Raw genomic sequence first — 17,384 nt, 5'->3', positions numbered from 1 at the left:
GCAGTTATTTTCGCCGATATCCTCCCAATTCACCAATACCGTCAAAAATAACTGCACCCTAGCATCTAATTCGGCGTATTGAACGATTTCAGCAAAAATAACTGCATGTGGGCATCTATTTCTGCGTGCCGTTCATCCATCCTAATTTTTCGGCTCGATGCCGAGCATTTTTAGAGCCTTTTCCAGGATAAAATCGTTGTTGTCGTACCCGGCTTTCCTTTGTTGACGCCAAGCCTCCTGCGGCTCGTACCAGGACACGCTGCGGATCTCCTCAAGCTGCGGCTTAAGCGCCCCGCTTTGCCATTCCACCAGATAGTAGTGAACTTCCTTATCGACGTTCCCCAGTTTGGGATGATGGTAAGTATAGGCGATAATATCGATCAATCTATCGATCCGGCCCACAATGCCGGTTTCCTCCAAAATTTCGCGCAAGGCCGTTTGCTCCACGGTTTCTCCCGGTTCTCTCTTTCCTTTGGGGAACGATATTTTGCCGTAACGGTCGGTGATCAGCTGCACTTGCAGCTGCCCGTCTTGGATGCGGTAGACAACGCCTCCAGCAGAGATTTCTTTGAATGGCATTCTGGCTGTACCTCCTTAAAATTACTCAACCCTTCCAAACCGGGACTCAACCCTCCCAAACCCTCCCTTACCGTAAGGGAGAGCCCCCAAGGGCCCGCTGCCCTTGGGAATCCCGCAAACTGGAAGAACGTGGGATCGACTGAGACGCTCCTGCCGCTGTTCCCTTCGGGAATGCGTTTCTTCCCTCCATGGCACTTGTTAATTATAGGCGCAACGCACTCATACTTCCAATTTACCCATATGTAACAACAAGGATTTCAGCCCCATCAGGGTGAAATCCTTGGTTCATGCCCGGTGTCGGGCGGAAGTATTAAGCTAGAGCTTGCGAGGCTTCGTCCAGCACACGGACCAGTTGACCTTCGCTGGTGTTGACGTCGGCGCGGGTCAGTTTGACGCGGCACATCTTGCCGGTCAGGTCCGGGGTACCTGGGAAGCGGATTTGCAGGTAGTTGTCGCTGAAGCCGGTCACGAACCCGTCTCCGGCGGTGCCTTTCTCATCCTTCTCCGGAATGACGTCCAGCACCTGGCCAACGAACTTCTCGGCATAAGCGAGCTGCATTTGCTCGGACAAATCGATCAGCTCATGCACGCGGGCATGCTTCACATCCTCATCCACCTGGTCCTCCATCCGCGCGGCCGGCGTACCGCTCCGCTTGGAATACGGGAATACATGCATTTCCGAGAAGCCGATACGTCGGATCGCTTCGAACCCTTCACGGAACAGCTCGTCGGTTTCCCCGGGGAAGCCCACGATAACGTCGGTTGTAATAGCCACATCCGGCATGAAATCGCGGATCATTTTAATTTTATGCTCAAACTCTTCGATCGTATACTTTCTTCTCATGCGCTTCAGCACTTCGTTGCTGCCCGCTTGCAGCGGGATATGGAAATGGCGGCACATCTTCGAGGAGTTCTTCAGCACCTCAAGCATACGCTCATCGATTTGGCTCGCTTCGATCGAGCTGATGCGGATGCGGCCCAGTCCTTCCACTTGATCCAGGTCCCAGAGCAGATCGGACAAACGGTAGTTCTCCAGATCGTCTCCGTACCCGCCGGTATGAATACCGGTCAGAACGATTTCCTTGTAGCCTGCTGCAACCAGTTGACGCGCTTGCTGAATCACGCTTTGCGGGTCACGGCTGCGCGACAATCCGCGCGACCAAGGAATAATGCAGAAGGTGCAGAAATTGTTGCAGCCCTCCTGAATTTTCAGGAAAGCACGGGTATGATCGGCGAAGTTCGGCACGTCCAGCTCTTCGAACTCCCGTGTCTTCATAATGTTGCGCACTGCGTTAATCGGCTTGCGCTGCTCTTGAAGCTGCTTCACGTAAGGGATGATCTTATCCCGGTCCTGCGTCCCGATCACCAGATCCACGCCGGGGATGTCCAAAATCTCCGCAGGCGAGGTCTGCGCGTAGCAGCCGGTTACGGCAACGATGGCGTCCGGATTGCGGCGCACAGCACGTCGAATGATCTGACGGCTCTTCTTGTCACCGGTGTTCGTCACGGTGCAGGTATTGATCAAGTAAACATCGGCAGCCGATTGCTCGAAATCAACCTGCTCGTAGCCCTCGTTCTTAAATAGCTGCCAAATCGCTTCGGTATCATAGAAATTAACTTTACAGCCCAAGGTGTAAAAGGCGACGGTTGGCATCGCTCAATCCCCCCCCATTTCTCCGGATTCATACATGATGCAGGTCAGGGCGGCCATAGCGGCCGTTTCAGTGCGAAGGATGCGGCGGCCTAAGCCAACAGATACCGCACCCGCCGCTTCGGCTTCCTGTACTTCCGCCTCGGTGAAGCCGCCTTCCGGCCCGACAATGACGGCCACTTTGACTGCCGCATCAGGCGCCAGCGCGGCGGCGAAAGGCTTCAGCACGTCCCGCAGCTGCTGGCCTTCCTCTTTTTCATAACATAAGCATATCAAATCGTAGTCCGGCAATGCGGCAAGCAGCTTCTCCCATTTCACCGGCGACTCAACAGCCGGAACCCTGCTGCGATGCGCCTGCTCGGCGGCTTCTTTCGCGATTTTTTGCCAGCGGGCCAGCCGTTTCTCTTCCTTCTTGCTGTCGTACTGCACAACCGTCCGTTCGGATAGGAAAGGAAGGAAGGAAGCCGCTCCGATCTCCGTGCACTTCTGGATGACGGTCTCCATTTTGTCGCCTTTCGGCAAACTTTGGGCCACGGTCACCTGCAGCCACGGTTCCCCGGAACCTGCCAGCTCCTCTAGAATCGCCGCAGTTACCTGTTGCGGCTCGATCGAAGTGATCTCCGCGAGGACCTCCCGGGAAACCCCGTCGCTCACGATCAGCTTGTCACCGGGCTTGGCGCGCATCACCCTGCCGATATGGCGGGCATCCTCGCCGGCGATCGTCACGTCTTGACCGCGGAATTGCGCGGGCTCCACAAAATAACGCTGCATGCTTTATCATCCTTATCGTTCCATCAAGGTCAAAATCACCAAACTACATCATACAACTTTTGAAACCCCGTTTCCAGTCCTTCTTCCCGCCCTATACGCCAAACAACGTAAGGAAAAGATGGGCGAACTGGTAATAAATCGACTCGGCTGCATTATACAGCGGCATGATTGTATACCTCTGCATTCCCGGAACGATGAGGATCACCAGAAAGATCAGCACCGACCACTGCTCATATTGCTGCAATTTCCCCAGCATCCGGCGCGGAACGACATCTTCCAGGATCCGGTAGCCGTCGAGCGGCGGCAAAGGAATCAGGTTGAACAAGAATAAGAAGAAGTTCATGACGGTAAATAGATTAAAGAAAATAAGAACGGCTTGAAACAACTTCTCGTTCGTAATTGAATCCAGTACCCCGAACCGGGCCAGCAGCACGTAAATCAAAGTCCCGAGGACGCCCAACAGCAAGTTGCTGAGCGGCCCGGCAACGGATACGATCACGCCCATCATGCGCGGCTTGCTGAAATTGTCACGGTTCACCGGTACCGGCCGGGCCCAACCGAAGCCGGCGAGCAAGAGCAGAATAATCCCCAGCAGATCAAAGTGAACTGCCGGATTTAAGGTGACGCGGCCCAGCAGCTTGGCCGTCGGGTCCCCGAATTTATTGGCGAAATAAGCGTGTGAAAATTCATGCAGCGTAAAAGCGATCACCAGCGTGATCAAATAAAAAGGAAGCTGGTCCAGCGGGACCCGCAATATTTGGTTTAACCAATCCATAAACGGTTACCTCTTTCTTGCCACAAAAGCGACCCAATCCTCTTCCCGGGCCGTTCGTTCCAGTTCGAAACCCGCGGCAATCAGCGCTTCTTGTACGGCTTGTTCTTTGTTCTTATAAATGCCCGAAGCGATATAATAACCGCCGGACTCTAACGCTTGATAAACATCTTCGATAAACAGCAAAATGATCTCTGCTAAAATGTTGGCAACAACTACCCGTACCGGCAGCTTAACCTCTACATCGGAGCTGCCTTCGCCTTGGAGAACAGATAACAGATCGCTCTCCACCACCTGAATCCGGTCCTCTAAACCGTTCAGCCGCGTGTTCTCGGTAGCGCTGGACACCGATACGGGATCCAGATCGAGGGCCAGTACCTTAGACGCCCCAAGACGGCAGGCTCCGATCGCCAAGATCCCGGATCCTGTGCCGACATCGATCACTTCATCCCCTTCGCGGATAATGGTCTCGAGCGTGCGCAAGCATAGCGACGTCGTCGGATGCGTACCTGTGCCAAATGCCATACCGGGATCCAGTTCGATAATTCGCTCCCTCGGCGACTGTGGCGTATAATCCTCCCAGGTCGGCTTGATCGTCAGCCTCTCCGACACCCGCAGCGGCTTGAAGTATTGCTTCCAGTTGTTGGCCCAATCGTCTTCGCTTACGTCCCGTACGGTAATTTCCGCATCCCCCGGGTCGATCTCATAGTTCTTGAGCTCCTCGATCCGCATCCGGACTTCGGCAATCACTTCATCGATGTCCAGTCCTTCCGGGAAATATCCGCTGATTTTCGCTTCCCCTTCGGGAATATCGTTAGGCGGAATTTCAAACCATTGCCCGAGCGAAGTATCGCGAGGCTTATCGTTATCGACGTGCTCTTCGATGGTGACCCCGCCCGCACCCGCTTCATGCAGGAAGTTGGACACCATCTCCACCGCTTCTTCCGTCGTATGTATAGTTATTTCCTTCCAAATCATCGTATGATTTCCTCCTTGACATCCATGCATAAGTTTTATTGTACTATAGAATAAAGAACGTGACAAAACAAAACAGGGGACCTCCAAAGGTTCCCCCGCTCTGTCGCAGCTGGTTACAGCTTGAATTGTCCCTGCTGGCGTGCATCCGCCCGCTCGCTGCGTTCCAACGCCTCCCAATCTTCTTGATCGGCCAAATCCTCGGAAAACTCCACATCGTTGTTATGCCCGAGCGGCAGATTTTTAGGGTTCGTCGAGATTCGCTTCGTACGCCGATCCTCCTGGCTTTGACTCATGTTGGTTCTCAGCTCCCTTCTAAACGCTAAATCAAGCCGCCGGCTTCCTCGATGATACGCAGCGCTTGATGATGGATCGATTCGTCAACGACGGCGGTCAGTAAAATATCGTGGCCGGTCGGCCCGCCTTGTCCCCCGTGGCTAAGTCCGCTGGCCGCCGGATCCGCCGCTGCGAGAATCCCCGCCGAACGGTTCGTGATCGCCGCATCTTGCGTGATTGCGGCCAAGCTGGATATGCTGCCTGTCGCCGGATTCACCGGATCGTAGCCCTCCCCGGCATAACGGCTGAACCGATCGATCGACAGATCCTCCACCCGCAGCGCACTTAACTTACGGGCTACCCCTTCGGCTTCTTCCGGGCTTTTGAAATAGGCCAAAATGTTCTTCTCAGCCATTCTTCCTCCCTGCCTTTCGTTTTACGCTTCCATGAACTGTACCCTTCACAGCCCATTATTCCGTAGGATGTAATCTTAGCCCTGGCTTTATACCCTGTCTGCTCCTTTACCTCGCCAATTTTAGTTAATTAAAATTTGAAACGCACGGCCCGTCTTATCCGTATTACTTGCTAGGGAACAGAACATACTGATTTGCATAGGAGGGGTTTAAGCACCATGTTAAAAAAAATGATGCTGCTCATGATGGTTTTCACCGTATTTTTCACCTTTACCGCCCCTGATTTTGCCGATGCGAGACGCGGCGGATTCAAATCCGGTCCCCGTTCGTATCAGCCTGCTCCGAAGAAGCCGGCACAAAGCGAATATCAGAACACGACGGGCAATCGTTCGGGAGCCACGACAGGTACTCCGACGACAAACCGGGGGTTCTTCAGCGGCGGCAGCTTTATGCGCGGGATGATGATCGGCGGATTTGCCGGCCTGCTGTTCGGCGGCTTATTCGGCAACATGGGCTTCTTTGGCAACCTGCTGGGGTTAGCCGTTAACTTGTTGGTTATTTATGTCATTATTATCGCGGTGATGGCCTTGTACCGCCGGTTCAAAAAACAGCCGCGCCACGACGACTACCGCGGCGGAGGACGATATTAAGCCATGATCCTCGGCATGGACGAAATCATTAATGCGATTTGCCTGCACAACGCCGAGCGGACGGGCGTCCGCCCCACCGATGTGACGGTAGAGCTCAGCTGGGACGAGGATACCGGCTATACCGGCGAGGTATGGGTCAACGGCCGCAGCCGGTATATCGTCGAATCGAACATCATGGAAGCGATCATGGTGTACATGCATCGAGAGTATGGAATGCGGGTGTTTCGTGAGGATATTCGGCTGATCCTGGAGGAAGAGATCCTGGCGGAGATTCAAACGAGCCCCTAATCGCTTGCTACCGTTCCCAAAAAATCAAAAAAAGCGCGAGCCGAGGAAATCCATCCTCGGCTCGCGCTTTTATATGGGTTCGATCAGTCCCCGCGAAACGCCCGTTTCATCCGGTCAAAAAACGATTGCTCATGCTCATGGGTTTGCTCTCCGTCCAGGGAAGCAAATTGACGCAGCAGTTCTTTCTGCTCGTCGTTCAACTTGCTCGGCGTCACGACGACCACCTTCACGTGTTGATCGCCCTGACCGATCCCGCGCAAGCGAGGCACCCCTTTGCCTTTAAGGCGGAAATAGGTTCCGGTTTGCGTTCCGGCCGGAATCTTCAGCTTCACTTTCTCCGTCAGCGTTGGGATTTCGATCTCATCGCCAAGTGCCGCCTGAGCGAAGGTTAACGGAACTTCGCAATAGATATCGTCGCCTTCCCGGTCGAAGAAATCATGCGATTTCACGCGGATTACGATGTAGAGATCACCGGCTGGACCGCCGCGCAGTCCGCCTTCGCCTTCGCCGGACATCCGCAGTTGAGCCCCGTCGTCAACCCCTGCCGGGATACGGACATGAATTTTACGCTGCTTCTTCACCTTGCCGCTGCCGGCGCAGGTGGTACATTTTTCCTTGATAATTTGCCCTTTGCCGCCGCAGTTGCTGCAAGCCCGTCGATTGACCATACGGCCAAACGGCGTGTTCTGTACAACCTCCTGCTGCCCGGTGCCATGGCACACGGAGCAAGTGACCGGCTTCGTTCCGGGTTTCGCCCCGGTGCCAAAGCAAGTGTCGCAGTTCTCCGTGCGCGGAATCGTGATATCCGTTTCCTTGCCGAACACCGCTTCCTTGAATTCGATCGTCATCGTATATTGCAAATCGTTGCCGCGCTGCGGAGCGTTCGGATCCCGCCGGCCGCCGCCGCCGCCCCCGAAGAACATATCGAAGATATCCCCAAAGCCGCCAAAATCCCCGCCGGAGAATCCGCCACCCATTCCCTGATTCGGATCGACATGGCCATACTGGTCGTAACGCGCGCGTTTCCCCTCATCGCTTAGGACGTCATAGGCTTCTTTTACTTCTTTAAATTTTGCTTCCGCATCCTCCGCTTTATTGACGTCCGGGTGATATTGCCGGGCCAGCTTGCGGTAAGCTTTTTTGATTTCCTCGTCGGATGCGTTTTTACTGAGACCCAGCACCTCGTAATAATCGCGTTTTTCTGCCATTCTTCCACCCCCGTCTGTCATCTTTTGATCACGAAGCAGATCAACTCATCTTATGATCACGGCAAAAGGAAAGTCAAAGCGCGGAAGCAGCCCGCACTTTGACCTTCCCGGTTACCAAAGTTTATTCACTAGACTTAGGCAGCTCTGTGAGCCATCTTAGCTTTGTTTCTTGTCTTCGTCAACCACTTCATAGTCGGCGTCCACAACATTATCGCGGGTTTGGCCTCCGGCAGACTCGGCTGCACCTTCCGCTCCGGCTGCCTGCGAAGCCTGTTCATACAGCTTCACGGACAATTGCTGAACGATCTCGGTCAGTTTCTCCGAAGCCGCTTTGATTTGCTCCAGATCGTCGCTTTCCAGCGCTTTCTTCAGCTCTTCTTTGGCCGCATTCGCTTTGTCGGTTTCAGCTGCATCGACTTTGTCGCCCAGCTCTTTCAACGTTTTGTCGACGCTGTAGATCAGTTGGTCGCCGTTGTTTTTCACTTCGACCAGCTCTTTGCGTTTCTTATCTTCTTCCGCATGCAATTCGGCGTCCTTCATCATCCGTTCGACTTCCTCGTCGCTCAAGCCGCTGGAAGATGTAATCGTGATCTTCTGGCTCTTGCCGGTCCCCTTGTCCGTTGCAGATACATTCACGATCCCGTTGGCGTCGATGTCGAAGGTCACTTCGATTTGCGGTACGCCGCGCGGTGCCAAAGGAATGTCGCCCAGCATGAAGCGTCCCAGTGTCTTGTTGCCGGCCGCCATCTCCCGTTCCCCTTGCAGCACGTGGATCTCTACGCTTGGCTGATTGTCCGCATAGGTGGAGAAGATTTGCGATTTGCTGGTCGGAATCGTCGTATTCCGTTCAATCATCTTCGTGAATACGCCGCCTGCCGTTTCAATCCCCAGCGACAGCGGAGTCACGTCGAGCAATACAACGTCTTTGACATCGCCGGTCAACACGCCCGCTTGTACCGCGGCACCCAGGGCAACCACTTCGTCCGGGTTAACGCCTTTGTGCGGTTCTTTGCCTGTCAGCTTCTTGATCGCTTCCTGTACGGCCGGAATCCGCGTGGAGCCGCCGACCAGCACGATGCGATCGATGTCCGCCGGAGTCAATCCCGCGTCGCTCAATGCACGGCGAGTCGGGCCGAGCGTACGCTCTACGAGATCTGCCGTCAATTCTTCGAATTTTGCACGGGTGAGGTTCACCTCAAGGTGCTGCGGCACGCCGTCTACTACGGTGATGAACGGCAAGGAGATCGTCGTGGTCAACACGCCGGACAATTCTTTTTTCGCTTTTTCGGCCGCATCTTTCAACCGTTGCACTGCCGCTTTATCTTTGCTCAAATCAATGCCTTGATCTTTCTTAAACTCAGCTACCAGGTAATCGATGATCTTCTGGTCGAAGTCGTCGCCGCCGAGATGGTTGTCCCCGCTGGTCGCTTTTACTTCGAAGAAGCCGTCGCCCAGCTCGAGAATCGAAACGTCAAATGTCCCGCCGCCGAGGTCATAGACAAGGATCGTTTGGTCTTCAGCTTTTTCCAGACCGTAAGCCAATGCCGCGGCCGTAGGTTCGTTGACGATCCGCAACACGTCCAGGCCCGCGATTTTCCCGGCATCCTTGGTTGCTTGACGCTGGCTGTCATTGAAATAAGCCGGAACCGTAATGACCGCTTGGGTAACCGGTTGGCCCAAATACGCTTCTGCATCGGCTTTCAGCTTCTGCAAAATGATCGCGGAAATTTCTTGCGGCGTAAATTCTTTGCCGTCGATGGATTCTTTATGGTTCGTCCCCATATGCCGTTTGATCGAAATGATCGTACGATCCGGATTGGTGATCGCTTGACGTTTCGCCGTTTCTCCAACGATCCGTTCGCCGTCCTTCTTGAAGCCTACGACGGATGGAGTCGTACGCGCGCCTTCCGGGTTCGGAATGACGACCGCTTCGCCGCCCTCCATTACTGCAACGCAGGAGTTGGTTGTTCCTAAGTCAATACCGATTACTTTGCTCATTACGTTATGTCCTCCTTAATAGGTTGAATCGTCTAATCTTACAATAGCTGGCTCAGGATACTCAGCCGCTGACTTTAACCATCGCCGGACGCAGTACTTTATCTTTCAAAAGATAACCCTTCTGCACGACCTCTACGACAATGCCTTCTTCATGCTCCTCGGATTCCACTTGCATAATCGCTTGATGGAATTCGGGATTAAACGGCTGGCCTTCCGCTTCCATCGGCGTCAGCCCTTCGGCCTTCAGGACGCCTTCCAGCTGGCGGAAGATCATCTCCACGCCTTTCGAGTAGGATGCCGCATCGGTGCTTTCCCCTACCGAACCAAGCGCCCGCTCGAAGTTGTCAATCACCGGCAGCAGCTCGGTGATCAATTTGGCGGAGGCGTATTTCCCCAGCTCTTCCTTCTCCTTAACCGTACGGCGCCGGAAATTATCGAAATCGGCCTGCGTTCTTAACAGACGCTGTTGATATTCCTCGCTCTCCGCGCGCAGCTTCTCCAGTTCGTCGGAAGCTCCGGCGTCGTTCCCGGCTTCCGCAGCAACCTCTTCTGCAGCACCCTGCGGTTCCTCGACAACTTCCTCCTGCCTCGCTTCCGGCTCCTTCGGTTGCAAATCCTCTTGCACGTTATCGTTCATGGTCATTTCTTCCTCTACATTATGATTGATGTTGTCTTGAATCGGCTGTGATTCCTTCAAGATGCTCACCTCCTTAACATGCAGCTAGACGAATCGTTCATGCATGTTATTACATCCGGGTCAGAAATTTGCTCAAATCCTTGGATAAAATCTCCAAAATCCGGATGACTCGGGCATATTCCATCCGCGTCGGCCCTAAAATGCCGATGGTCCCGACCGCTTCGCCTTCCAACTGATACGTCGCTGTGATGAGACTGCAGTTGGCAAAGGCTTCATGACCGTTCTCGGTGCCGATGCGCACCTGGATCCCGGACCCTGTCGCCGCAGAGATCATTTTCGTCAGGGTTGGCGTCTCTTCCAATAAATCCAGAATCCCCTTCACCTTGTCGACATCCCGGAACTCGGGTTGGGTCAGCATGTTCGTTGCCCCGCTCAGGAAGAGGCGTTGTCCCTCCGAGCCGGGATCGAGCGCTTGATCCAACACTTTCATCAGCTCTTCGTAATGCTCGATATGCCGCTGCATCTCCTGGCCGATCTCGTTATACAAGGCGGACTTCAACTTGTAGATCGGCACTCCGGCAAGCTTGCGGTTCAATAGATTGACCACCCGCTCCATCTCCGAAACGGACAAACCGGCCGGAACGGACACGGTCTTGTTCTCCACTTGTCCCGTATTCGTCACGACGATGGCGACCGCCGTCGTCTCATTCAGCGGCAAGAGCTGAAAATGGCGTAAAGACGTATGAAAAACTTCCGGCCCCAGCAGGATGGAAGTGTAGTTGGTCATTTGCGAGAGAATCGTCCCGGCATGTTGAATCACTTGCTCGGTTGCGTTCAGCTTCTCAGCGAAAAACGCCTTTAACATCGTAAGTTCTTCGTTGGTCAGCAAATTCAGCGGTGTCAGGTGATCCACATAGTAGCGATACCCCTTATGGGAAGGGATACGTCCCGCCGACGTATGCGGCTGCTCCAAAAAACCAAGCTCCTCTAAATCAGCCATTTCATTGCGGATGGTCGCCGGGCTGTACCCGACATCGCCCCGTTTAGAAATGCTGCGGGATCCCACCGGCTCCGCCGAGCGAATATAGTCGTCCACAATTGCTGTTAGAATCATTCTTTGGCGTTCCGTCAACATGGCAATCCCTCCTGAGTTTACTTGATTTTCCGCTTCGTTAGCACTCAGTGTCATAGAGTGCTAATCACTAATACAAAAATACCAAACCGACCTGACCATTGTCAAGTCAGTCCAGTATCTTGAGAACCGCGATTTCGTCGCAGCAATGCTGCTTCGCACAATTGACGCAGTCGGTCCATACTTTCTCCGGAAAGATCTCTTTATTCACGACGGCAAACCCGTTTTTGATGAAGAAGGAAACCTCATAGGTGAGCGCCATCACCTTGGGGATCGCTTGTCTCCGCGCTTCTTCCACCAGTTGCTCGACCAGCATGGAACCCAGCCCTTTGCCCTTGTGGCCTTCGGCGATCCCAAGCGAACGGATTTCAACGAGTTCCTCCCCCAGCTTGCACAGCGATCCGCAGCCAACAACCTCGCCGTCCACTTCCGCAACGACGAAATCCTGAATTTGACGCTCCAGCACCGCCCGCGAACGCGGCAGCATAATCCCCCGCCGGGCATACCCCTCAATCATGTTATATAATGGCTCGACGTCTGCTAAGTTGGCCTTTCTGCACACGGCAACCGCTGGCATGCTGATTTCCCCCTCGATCACAATAATATGAATAAATATACATTATACGGTATAAAACTTCAAGAAAAATGTTTCACCGCCATGTCACCTTCAAAGTATATTCATCCGAATGCAAAAAAGCAGCTTTGCCACCTCGTCAAGGAGGCACAAGCTGCTTATGAGTCGATTCGTTGTTATCCTGTTAACACGCCGATAAACTCGGCAAAAACTTCGTTGCCGAACAACACGCCTTGCTTGCTGAGCCGATACCCCTCATCGTCGCGATGGGACTCCAGCAAACCGGCGTCTACCATTTTGCCAAGCGGCCGGGCAAACACCTGATCCAGCTCTTCGCCGAATTGCGCCCGGAAGTCCGACTTGCGGATGCCGTCCAGCATGCGAAGCCCCACCATCACGAAGTCCTCCATCGCTTCTTCCCGCGATACTTCGAACTGCTCCAAACGAGGGAGGCCCGCCTTTGCCGCTTCGACATAAGGGTTCACCCCCTTGATGTTCACGTGGCGATTCCGCCCGACGTACCCGTGCGCACCGGCTCCAAGACCGTAATAATCTTCATTCTTCCAATAGGTGATGTTATGCCGGCTGGCATAACCGGGTTTGGCAAAATTACTAATCTCGTACTGTTTGTACCCGGCCCGCTCCATCCGTTCCATCAGCAGCAGGTACATGTTCAGCTCCTCCTCTTCGCTCGGAAGCGGAAGCTGATTCTTGTGATACAGCGTATGGAACAACGTGTTCTCCTCAACCTTAAGGCTGTAAATCGAGTAATGCGGCAACCCGAGCTCCAGCGCCCGCGATACGCTGTAATCCAGCATCTCGACCGTCTGGTTCGGCAGCCCGAACATCAAGTCGATGGACAGATTATCAAGCCCGACGGCCCGCGCATTCTCCAGACTTCGATAGACGTCGTCGGTATTATGAATCCGGCCGATGCCGCTGAGCAGTTCGTTCTGGAACGCCTGAACGCCGAAGCTGACCCGGTTCACGCCGCCGTCCTTCATGACGGTCAACTTGTCCCGATCCGTCGTCCCCGGATTCGCCTCCATCGTAAACTCGATGTCGCTTGCCCATTGCGGGAAATGACGCCGAACCGAGGCGAGGAAAAACTCCATCTCCTGCGGAGTCAGCACGGTAGGCGTACCGCCGCCGACAAAGATGCTGCGAATTTCGCCGGGCGGGGTTTGCTGAACCGTCAGCTCCATTTCCCGATCCAAGGCGCGCAGATAATCCATGACTGGCTGGTCTTTTAAAACATAAGAGTTGAAATCGCAATAGAAGCACTTGTTCGTGCAAAATGGGATATGAATATATACGGCATGCGGTGCGCCGGATGATCCGGATTGCGTTATCCCGCTGCCCGCCGCCGGGTACTGGATCGGCATTCCCTGCCCCGATGCGGTTGATAGATGGTCCATGGTCATGCCCTCCTCTAATTTCATGTATATAGTAGAAAGGAAAGCCGTCCGGCTTTCCTTCGTCAAACAGGGCCCTTTTAGTTGTCGTCGATTTTCAGCACGGCCATAAAAGCTTCCTGCGGCACTTCAACGTTACCGACCTGCTTCATCCGCTTCTTGCCTTCCTTCTGCTTCTCCAGCAGCTTGCGTTTCCGCGAGATGTCGCCGCCGTAACACTTGGCAAGAACGTTCTTGCGCATTGCCTTGACGGTTTCGCGGGCGATCACCTTCGTGCCGATCGAAGCCTGAATCGGCACCTCGAACATTTGACGCGGGATCAGCTCGCGCAGCTTCTCGCAGATGATCCGGCCGCGGTGATAAGCGCGGTCGCGGTGCACGATGAAGGACAAGGCGTCGACTTGCTCGCCGTTGAGCAGAATGTCCATCTTCACCAGGTTCGATTGACGGTAGCCGGACAGCTCGTAGTCGAACGAGGCGTACCCCTTCGTGCTCGATTTCAATTGATCGAAGAAGTCGTACACGATCTCGGACAGCGGCACTTGATAGGTGATCGTTACGCGCGTCGTGTCAAGGTATTCCATATTCACGAACTCGCCGCGTTTGCTTTGGCACAGCTCCATGACAGTTCCGACATAATCGTTAGGCACGATGATCGACGCTTTGACGTAAGGCTCCTCGACATGGTCGATTTTACCGACCTCCGGGTAGTTGGACGGGTTGTCGATGGAGATCGTCTCGCCGTTCGTCAGCGTGACTTTGTAAATAACACTGGGCGCGGTCGTAATGAGCGGGATGTTGAACTCCCGTTCGATTCGCTCCTGGATGACGTCCATATGCAGCAGCCCCAAGAATCCGCAGCGGAAGCCAAAGCCCAACGCACTGGAGGTTTCCGGTTCAAAGCTCAGCGACGCATCGTTCAACTGCAGCTTCTCCAGCGCTTCGCGCAGGTCGTTGTAATCCGACGTTTCGATCGGATACAAGCCGCAGTAAACCATCGGGTTGATCTTCCGGTAACCCGGCAGCGGCTCCGGCGTAGGATTCTTCGCATCCGTGACCGTATCCCCGACGCGGGTGTCGCCAACCGTCTTGATGCCTGCCACGATAAAGCCAACATCGCCGACGTTAAGCTCGTCCACAATCGTCATGCGCGGCTTGAACGCACCGACCTCGATGACCTCAAACGTTTTGTCCGTCGCCATCATTTTGATTTTCGAGCCGGCCTTGATCTGTCCGTCGATGACGCGCACATACACGATAACGCCTTTGTAAGGGTCATAATGCGAGTCAAAAATCAGCGCCTTCAGCGGCTGATCCGGATCTCCCGTCGGTGCGGGCACCTTCTGCACGACTTGCTCCAGAATTTCCTTGATCCCGATCCCGGCTTTGGCGGAGGCGTGTACCGCTTCGCTGGCATCGAGGCCGATCACATCTTCGATCTCCTGCTTCACCCGGTCGGGATCCGCGCTGGGCAAGTCGATTTTGTTAATGACCGGCAGAATCTCCAGGTTGTTATCGAGCGCCAGATAGACGTTGGCCAACGTCTGGGCCTCAATCCCCTGGGCAGCGTCCACCACCAGCAGCGCCCCTTCGCAGGCGGCCAGACTGCGGGAGACCTCATAGGTGAAGTCGACGTGTCCCGGCGTATCGATCAGGTTCAGCAAATACTCCTCGCCGTCATCGGCCTTGTAGGTCAGACGAACCGCCTGGAGCTTGATGGTGATCCCGCGTTCGCGTTCCAGATCCATCTGGTCGAGGACCTGCTCCTGCATCTCCCGAGAGGTTAGCGCGCCGGTGTACTCCAGAATCCGGTCGGCCAAAGTCGATTTCCCATGGTCTATATGTGCAATAATACAGAAATTGCGAATTTTCGCTTGTCTAGCCCTGATATCTGTCATCCTTACCCCCACCACAAATCATCGAAGTCATACAATCAATTTATTATATCAGTTGCAGGGGCAAGCAGCAATCACGGCGAGCTATTTTCATTCCATTCCGCAGATTCATAACCATAGAACAACAGCATAACAAACCCACCATTCGTTATAAAACGCGCTTGTCCGTCCTCGGACTTCCGGAAGGCAGCTTATTCCCCCGGACCAAACAGGGAGGCAACCCAGTGAATGCTCTTCTGGGACGCTTGCTGCAACAGATGGGCGGCTTTGTCGGCAAACCGATCCACGGCCGGAGGCGACGACGGCGGCATCAGCAAGTCGGCCGGCGTCTGCATCGCCTGGCCGCCGGTCGCCGGGGCGGCCGAGCCCTCAGCCCCCGTGCCGGGCGTGACGGTTCCGGGCGGGGCGTAGCTGTAGCCTGGAGCCGCGGTATACCCGCCCGCCGTCCCTTGCGGGGCGGTATTTCCTTGGCTCCCGGACCAGACGGGAGTCGAACCGGCTGTCCAACCGTTGGTGTATTGCTGGGGCTGCGAATACGGATAACCCGTTGCTTGGCCGTTCGTGCCAACCATCGCCCCTCCGGTTTGAAAGCCGGGGCCGTACACCGATGTCGTTCCGCTCTCGGCGAGCTGCATCCCCAGCGTCACCCCCACCGCCAGCATGAGGCCGTATACCAATGTTTTGCGCAGCGTTTTCGCCATGCCCTTCCCCCCGTTACTTCGTGATTGGTCTTAGGATTTCTTGCTCGATGCCCCGGCTTGCGGTGTGCCGTTGCCCTTGCCCGCTTCTTTGTTGGCGCTGCTCACACCGCCGTCCGTCCCGCCGCTCTTCGTTAGCTTACCTGCCTTCTCGGCATCCTGGCTTTCCCAATACAGATCGGCCAAGATCCCGGCCAACACCTTGGCGGTGCGCTCCAGCTCTTCCTCGCTGTTGTCGATGCCGCCGATTTCGATCAGGACGCTGTTCGGCGACAGCGATTGATTGTATTCCCCGTTGCCTTGGGAAGACGTCTTCCCCCAGATCCCTCTGGAGATCCCCGGATAGGCTTTTTCCAGACGATCATGGATGGAGCTGGCGAATCTCTCATTCTCGCGCCAGTTCTCGTTGCCATGCCCAATAATGAAATACACCTGGGCGTAATTCAGGCCGTCGATGGTCGTGGTCGTTTTGTCATGGCGCTGCGAGTCGCGGTGAATATCGATAAAATATTGCAGCTTGCCGTTTTCGGCCATCGCTTGCTTTACGGTCTCTCGAGAGTATTTATATGAGTAGTTATAGTTGTAATTGCTCACCTTGGCCGCATAATTTTCGAACGAGTGCAAGGCTGCGACCCCTTTGAGCTCCAGTTCTTTCGCCAGCGCTTCGCCCACCAGGCCGACGTTCTTCTTGTCCTCCGCCGAACTTGGATTATCCACATTGGTGCCCAGGACGGGATTATACGATTCCTGCGGATGCGAATGATAGATCATGACGATGTTCTTGTTGCCGGGCTTGATCGAGGGCTCTCCCCCGTTCTCAGACGAGCCGTTCGGGTTCCCGGACTCCCCCGTCGGCGGCTGAGCCCCGCCCGGATCGGCGTCACCCGCCCCCGGATCCGCATCTTCCCCGCCTTCTTCGCCATTCGGCTCCGGATGATTCGGCCCGCTGCCGTCCGCCCCTGTGCCCGGTCGATAATCCTCGGGAGCCTGAGCCATCCCATTGCCGGAACCCGTGCGCAGCAGGATCGGACTATCGGCGCCAAGCCCCGGGACCTCGCGCGCTACCAAGCTCTTCGGGTCGGACGGGTTGACGTCGGTCAACAGTTGAAAGACGAAGTTCGTCATCTGGCGCCCGGAAATCGCCGGCACCTGCTTCTCGCTTGCGGCGTGCGGCAGCTCCATGCCAACCATATCCATGAAGAACCCGCTCGACAGCGAGGCGGCCAGCCCCTTCATTGAAGAAACCGGCGATGTATTTAAGCTTTTCTCGGCGATGCCCAGCACCCCCAGCATCACGAAAAAGATCACCGACATCACCGATAACAGTAAAAACGTTCGTCCCAGCGCTAAAACATGAATCAGATTCCGTCTCCATTTTCCTAGATTCCAAGCCTTGAATTTCATATGTGTATCCTCCTCCAGCCGCTTTCGAACTATATTCCAAATCTATGA

Annotated in this window: 18 protein-coding genes; 2 read left to right on the top strand and 16 right to left on the bottom strand. The window is 54.8% G+C overall.

The features are described 5' to 3' along the window. Positions 1 to 141: 141 nt before the first annotated feature. The 7 genes from BN3795_RS12070 to BN3795_RS12040 form a co-directional block, all read right to left on the bottom strand. Positions 142 to 579, bottom strand: a complete 438-nt coding sequence (locus BN3795_RS12070; protein WP_068784908.1) for an NUDIX hydrolase — start codon at positions 577 to 579, stop codon at positions 142 to 144. 310 nt (positions 580 to 889) lie between these two features. Beyond that, positions 890 to 2,233 (bottom strand): tRNA (N(6)-L-threonylcarbamoyladenosine(37)-C(2))-methylthiotransferase MtaB, encoded by a 1,344-nt coding sequence (mtaB, locus tag BN3795_RS12065; RefSeq protein WP_068784907.1) that lies wholly within the window; start codon positions 2,231 to 2,233, stop codon positions 890 to 892. Between the two features lie 3 nt (positions 2,234 to 2,236). After that, entirely contained in the window at positions 2,237 to 3,001 is a 765-nt protein-coding gene (locus BN3795_RS12060) for a 16S rRNA (uracil(1498)-N(3))-methyltransferase (RefSeq protein ID WP_068784906.1), read from the bottom strand. 91 nt (positions 3,002 to 3,092) lie between these two features. Then, positions 3,093 to 3,776 (bottom strand): site-2 protease family protein, encoded by a 684-nt coding sequence (locus BN3795_RS12055; protein WP_068784905.1) that lies wholly within the window; start codon positions 3,774 to 3,776, stop codon positions 3,093 to 3,095. Between the two features lie 6 nt (positions 3,777 to 3,782). Beyond that, complete coding sequence (prmA, locus tag BN3795_RS12050; RefSeq protein WP_068784904.1) at positions 3,783 to 4,751, bottom strand: 50S ribosomal protein L11 methyltransferase; 969 nt, start codon at positions 4,749 to 4,751, stop codon at positions 3,783 to 3,785. Between the two features lie 113 nt (positions 4,752 to 4,864). Beyond that, complete coding sequence (locus BN3795_RS12045) at positions 4,865 to 5,044, bottom strand: YfhD family protein (protein WP_068784903.1); 180 nt, start codon at positions 5,042 to 5,044, stop codon at positions 4,865 to 4,867. 26 nt (positions 5,045 to 5,070) lie between these two features. Next, the gene (locus BN3795_RS12040) at positions 5,071 to 5,439 is read right to left on the bottom strand and encodes a hypothetical protein (protein ID WP_068784902.1); all 369 of its coding nucleotides are present in this window, start codon (positions 5,437 to 5,439) and stop codon (positions 5,071 to 5,073) included. A gap of 216 nt (positions 5,440 to 5,655) precedes the next feature. Here BN3795_RS12040 and BN3795_RS12035 point away from each other — a divergent pair, with 216 nt between their 5' ends. Beyond that, positions 5,656 to 6,087, top strand: coding sequence for a hypothetical protein (locus BN3795_RS12035; RefSeq protein WP_068784901.1), 432 nt, complete (start codon positions 5,656 to 5,658; stop codon positions 6,085 to 6,087). Between the two features lie 3 nt (positions 6,088 to 6,090). After that, positions 6,091 to 6,375 (top strand): YxcD family protein, encoded by a 285-nt coding sequence (locus BN3795_RS12030; protein ID WP_068784900.1) that lies wholly within the window; start codon positions 6,091 to 6,093, stop codon positions 6,373 to 6,375. 83 nt (positions 6,376 to 6,458) lie between these two features. Here BN3795_RS12030 and dnaJ read toward each other — a convergent pair whose 3' ends face one another. From dnaJ to BN3795_RS11985, 9 genes are all read right to left on the bottom strand, one after another. Then, positions 6,459 to 7,583 (bottom strand): molecular chaperone DnaJ, encoded by a 1,125-nt coding sequence (dnaJ, locus tag BN3795_RS12025; RefSeq protein WP_068784899.1) that lies wholly within the window; start codon positions 7,581 to 7,583, stop codon positions 6,459 to 6,461. A gap of 156 nt (positions 7,584 to 7,739) precedes the next feature. Next, on the bottom strand, positions 7,740 to 9,581 hold the full coding sequence (gene dnaK, locus BN3795_RS12020) for a molecular chaperone DnaK (protein ID WP_068784898.1): 1,842 nt from the start codon (positions 9,579 to 9,581) through the stop codon (positions 7,740 to 7,742). Positions 9,582 to 9,642: 61 nt separating this feature from the next. Then, complete coding sequence (grpE, locus tag BN3795_RS12015) at positions 9,643 to 10,278, bottom strand: nucleotide exchange factor GrpE (protein ID WP_232729916.1); 636 nt, start codon at positions 10,276 to 10,278, stop codon at positions 9,643 to 9,645. A 49-nt stretch (positions 10,279 to 10,327) separates the two neighbouring features. Beyond that, positions 10,328 to 11,353: a heat-inducible transcriptional repressor HrcA gene (gene hrcA, locus BN3795_RS12010; RefSeq protein ID WP_068784897.1), complete on the bottom strand. Its 1,026-nt coding sequence runs from the start codon at positions 11,351 to 11,353 to the stop codon at positions 10,328 to 10,330. Between the two features lie 106 nt (positions 11,354 to 11,459). Then, entirely contained in the window at positions 11,460 to 11,927 is a 468-nt protein-coding gene (locus BN3795_RS12005; protein WP_068784896.1) for an N-acetyltransferase, read from the bottom strand. Between the two features lie 173 nt (positions 11,928 to 12,100). Further along, positions 12,101 to 13,309, bottom strand: coding sequence for a radical SAM family heme chaperone HemW (gene hemW / locus BN3795_RS12000; protein WP_068785378.1), 1,209 nt, complete (start codon positions 13,307 to 13,309; stop codon positions 12,101 to 12,103). 110 nt (positions 13,310 to 13,419) lie between these two features. After that, on the bottom strand, positions 13,420 to 15,237 hold the full coding sequence (lepA, locus tag BN3795_RS11995; protein WP_068784895.1) for a translation elongation factor 4: 1,818 nt from the start codon (positions 15,235 to 15,237) through the stop codon (positions 13,420 to 13,422). A gap of 188 nt (positions 15,238 to 15,425) precedes the next feature. Then, positions 15,426 to 15,935 (bottom strand): hypothetical protein, encoded by a 510-nt coding sequence (locus tag BN3795_RS11990; RefSeq protein ID WP_068784894.1) that lies wholly within the window; start codon positions 15,933 to 15,935, stop codon positions 15,426 to 15,428. Positions 15,936 to 15,965: 30 nt separating this feature from the next. Continuing rightward, positions 15,966 to 17,336: a stage II sporulation protein P gene (locus BN3795_RS11985; protein WP_068784893.1), complete on the bottom strand. Its 1,371-nt coding sequence runs from the start codon at positions 17,334 to 17,336 to the stop codon at positions 15,966 to 15,968. Positions 17,337 to 17,384: the final 48 nt, after the last annotated feature.

It is taken from the genome of Paenibacillus phocaeensis (assembly GCF_900021165.1).
Lineage (GTDB): Bacteria > Bacillota > Bacilli > Paenibacillales > Paenibacillaceae > Fontibacillus > Fontibacillus phocaensis.
Note: the sequence above shows the minus strand (reverse complement) of the source record. Positions and strands in the feature narration are given on the sequence as shown.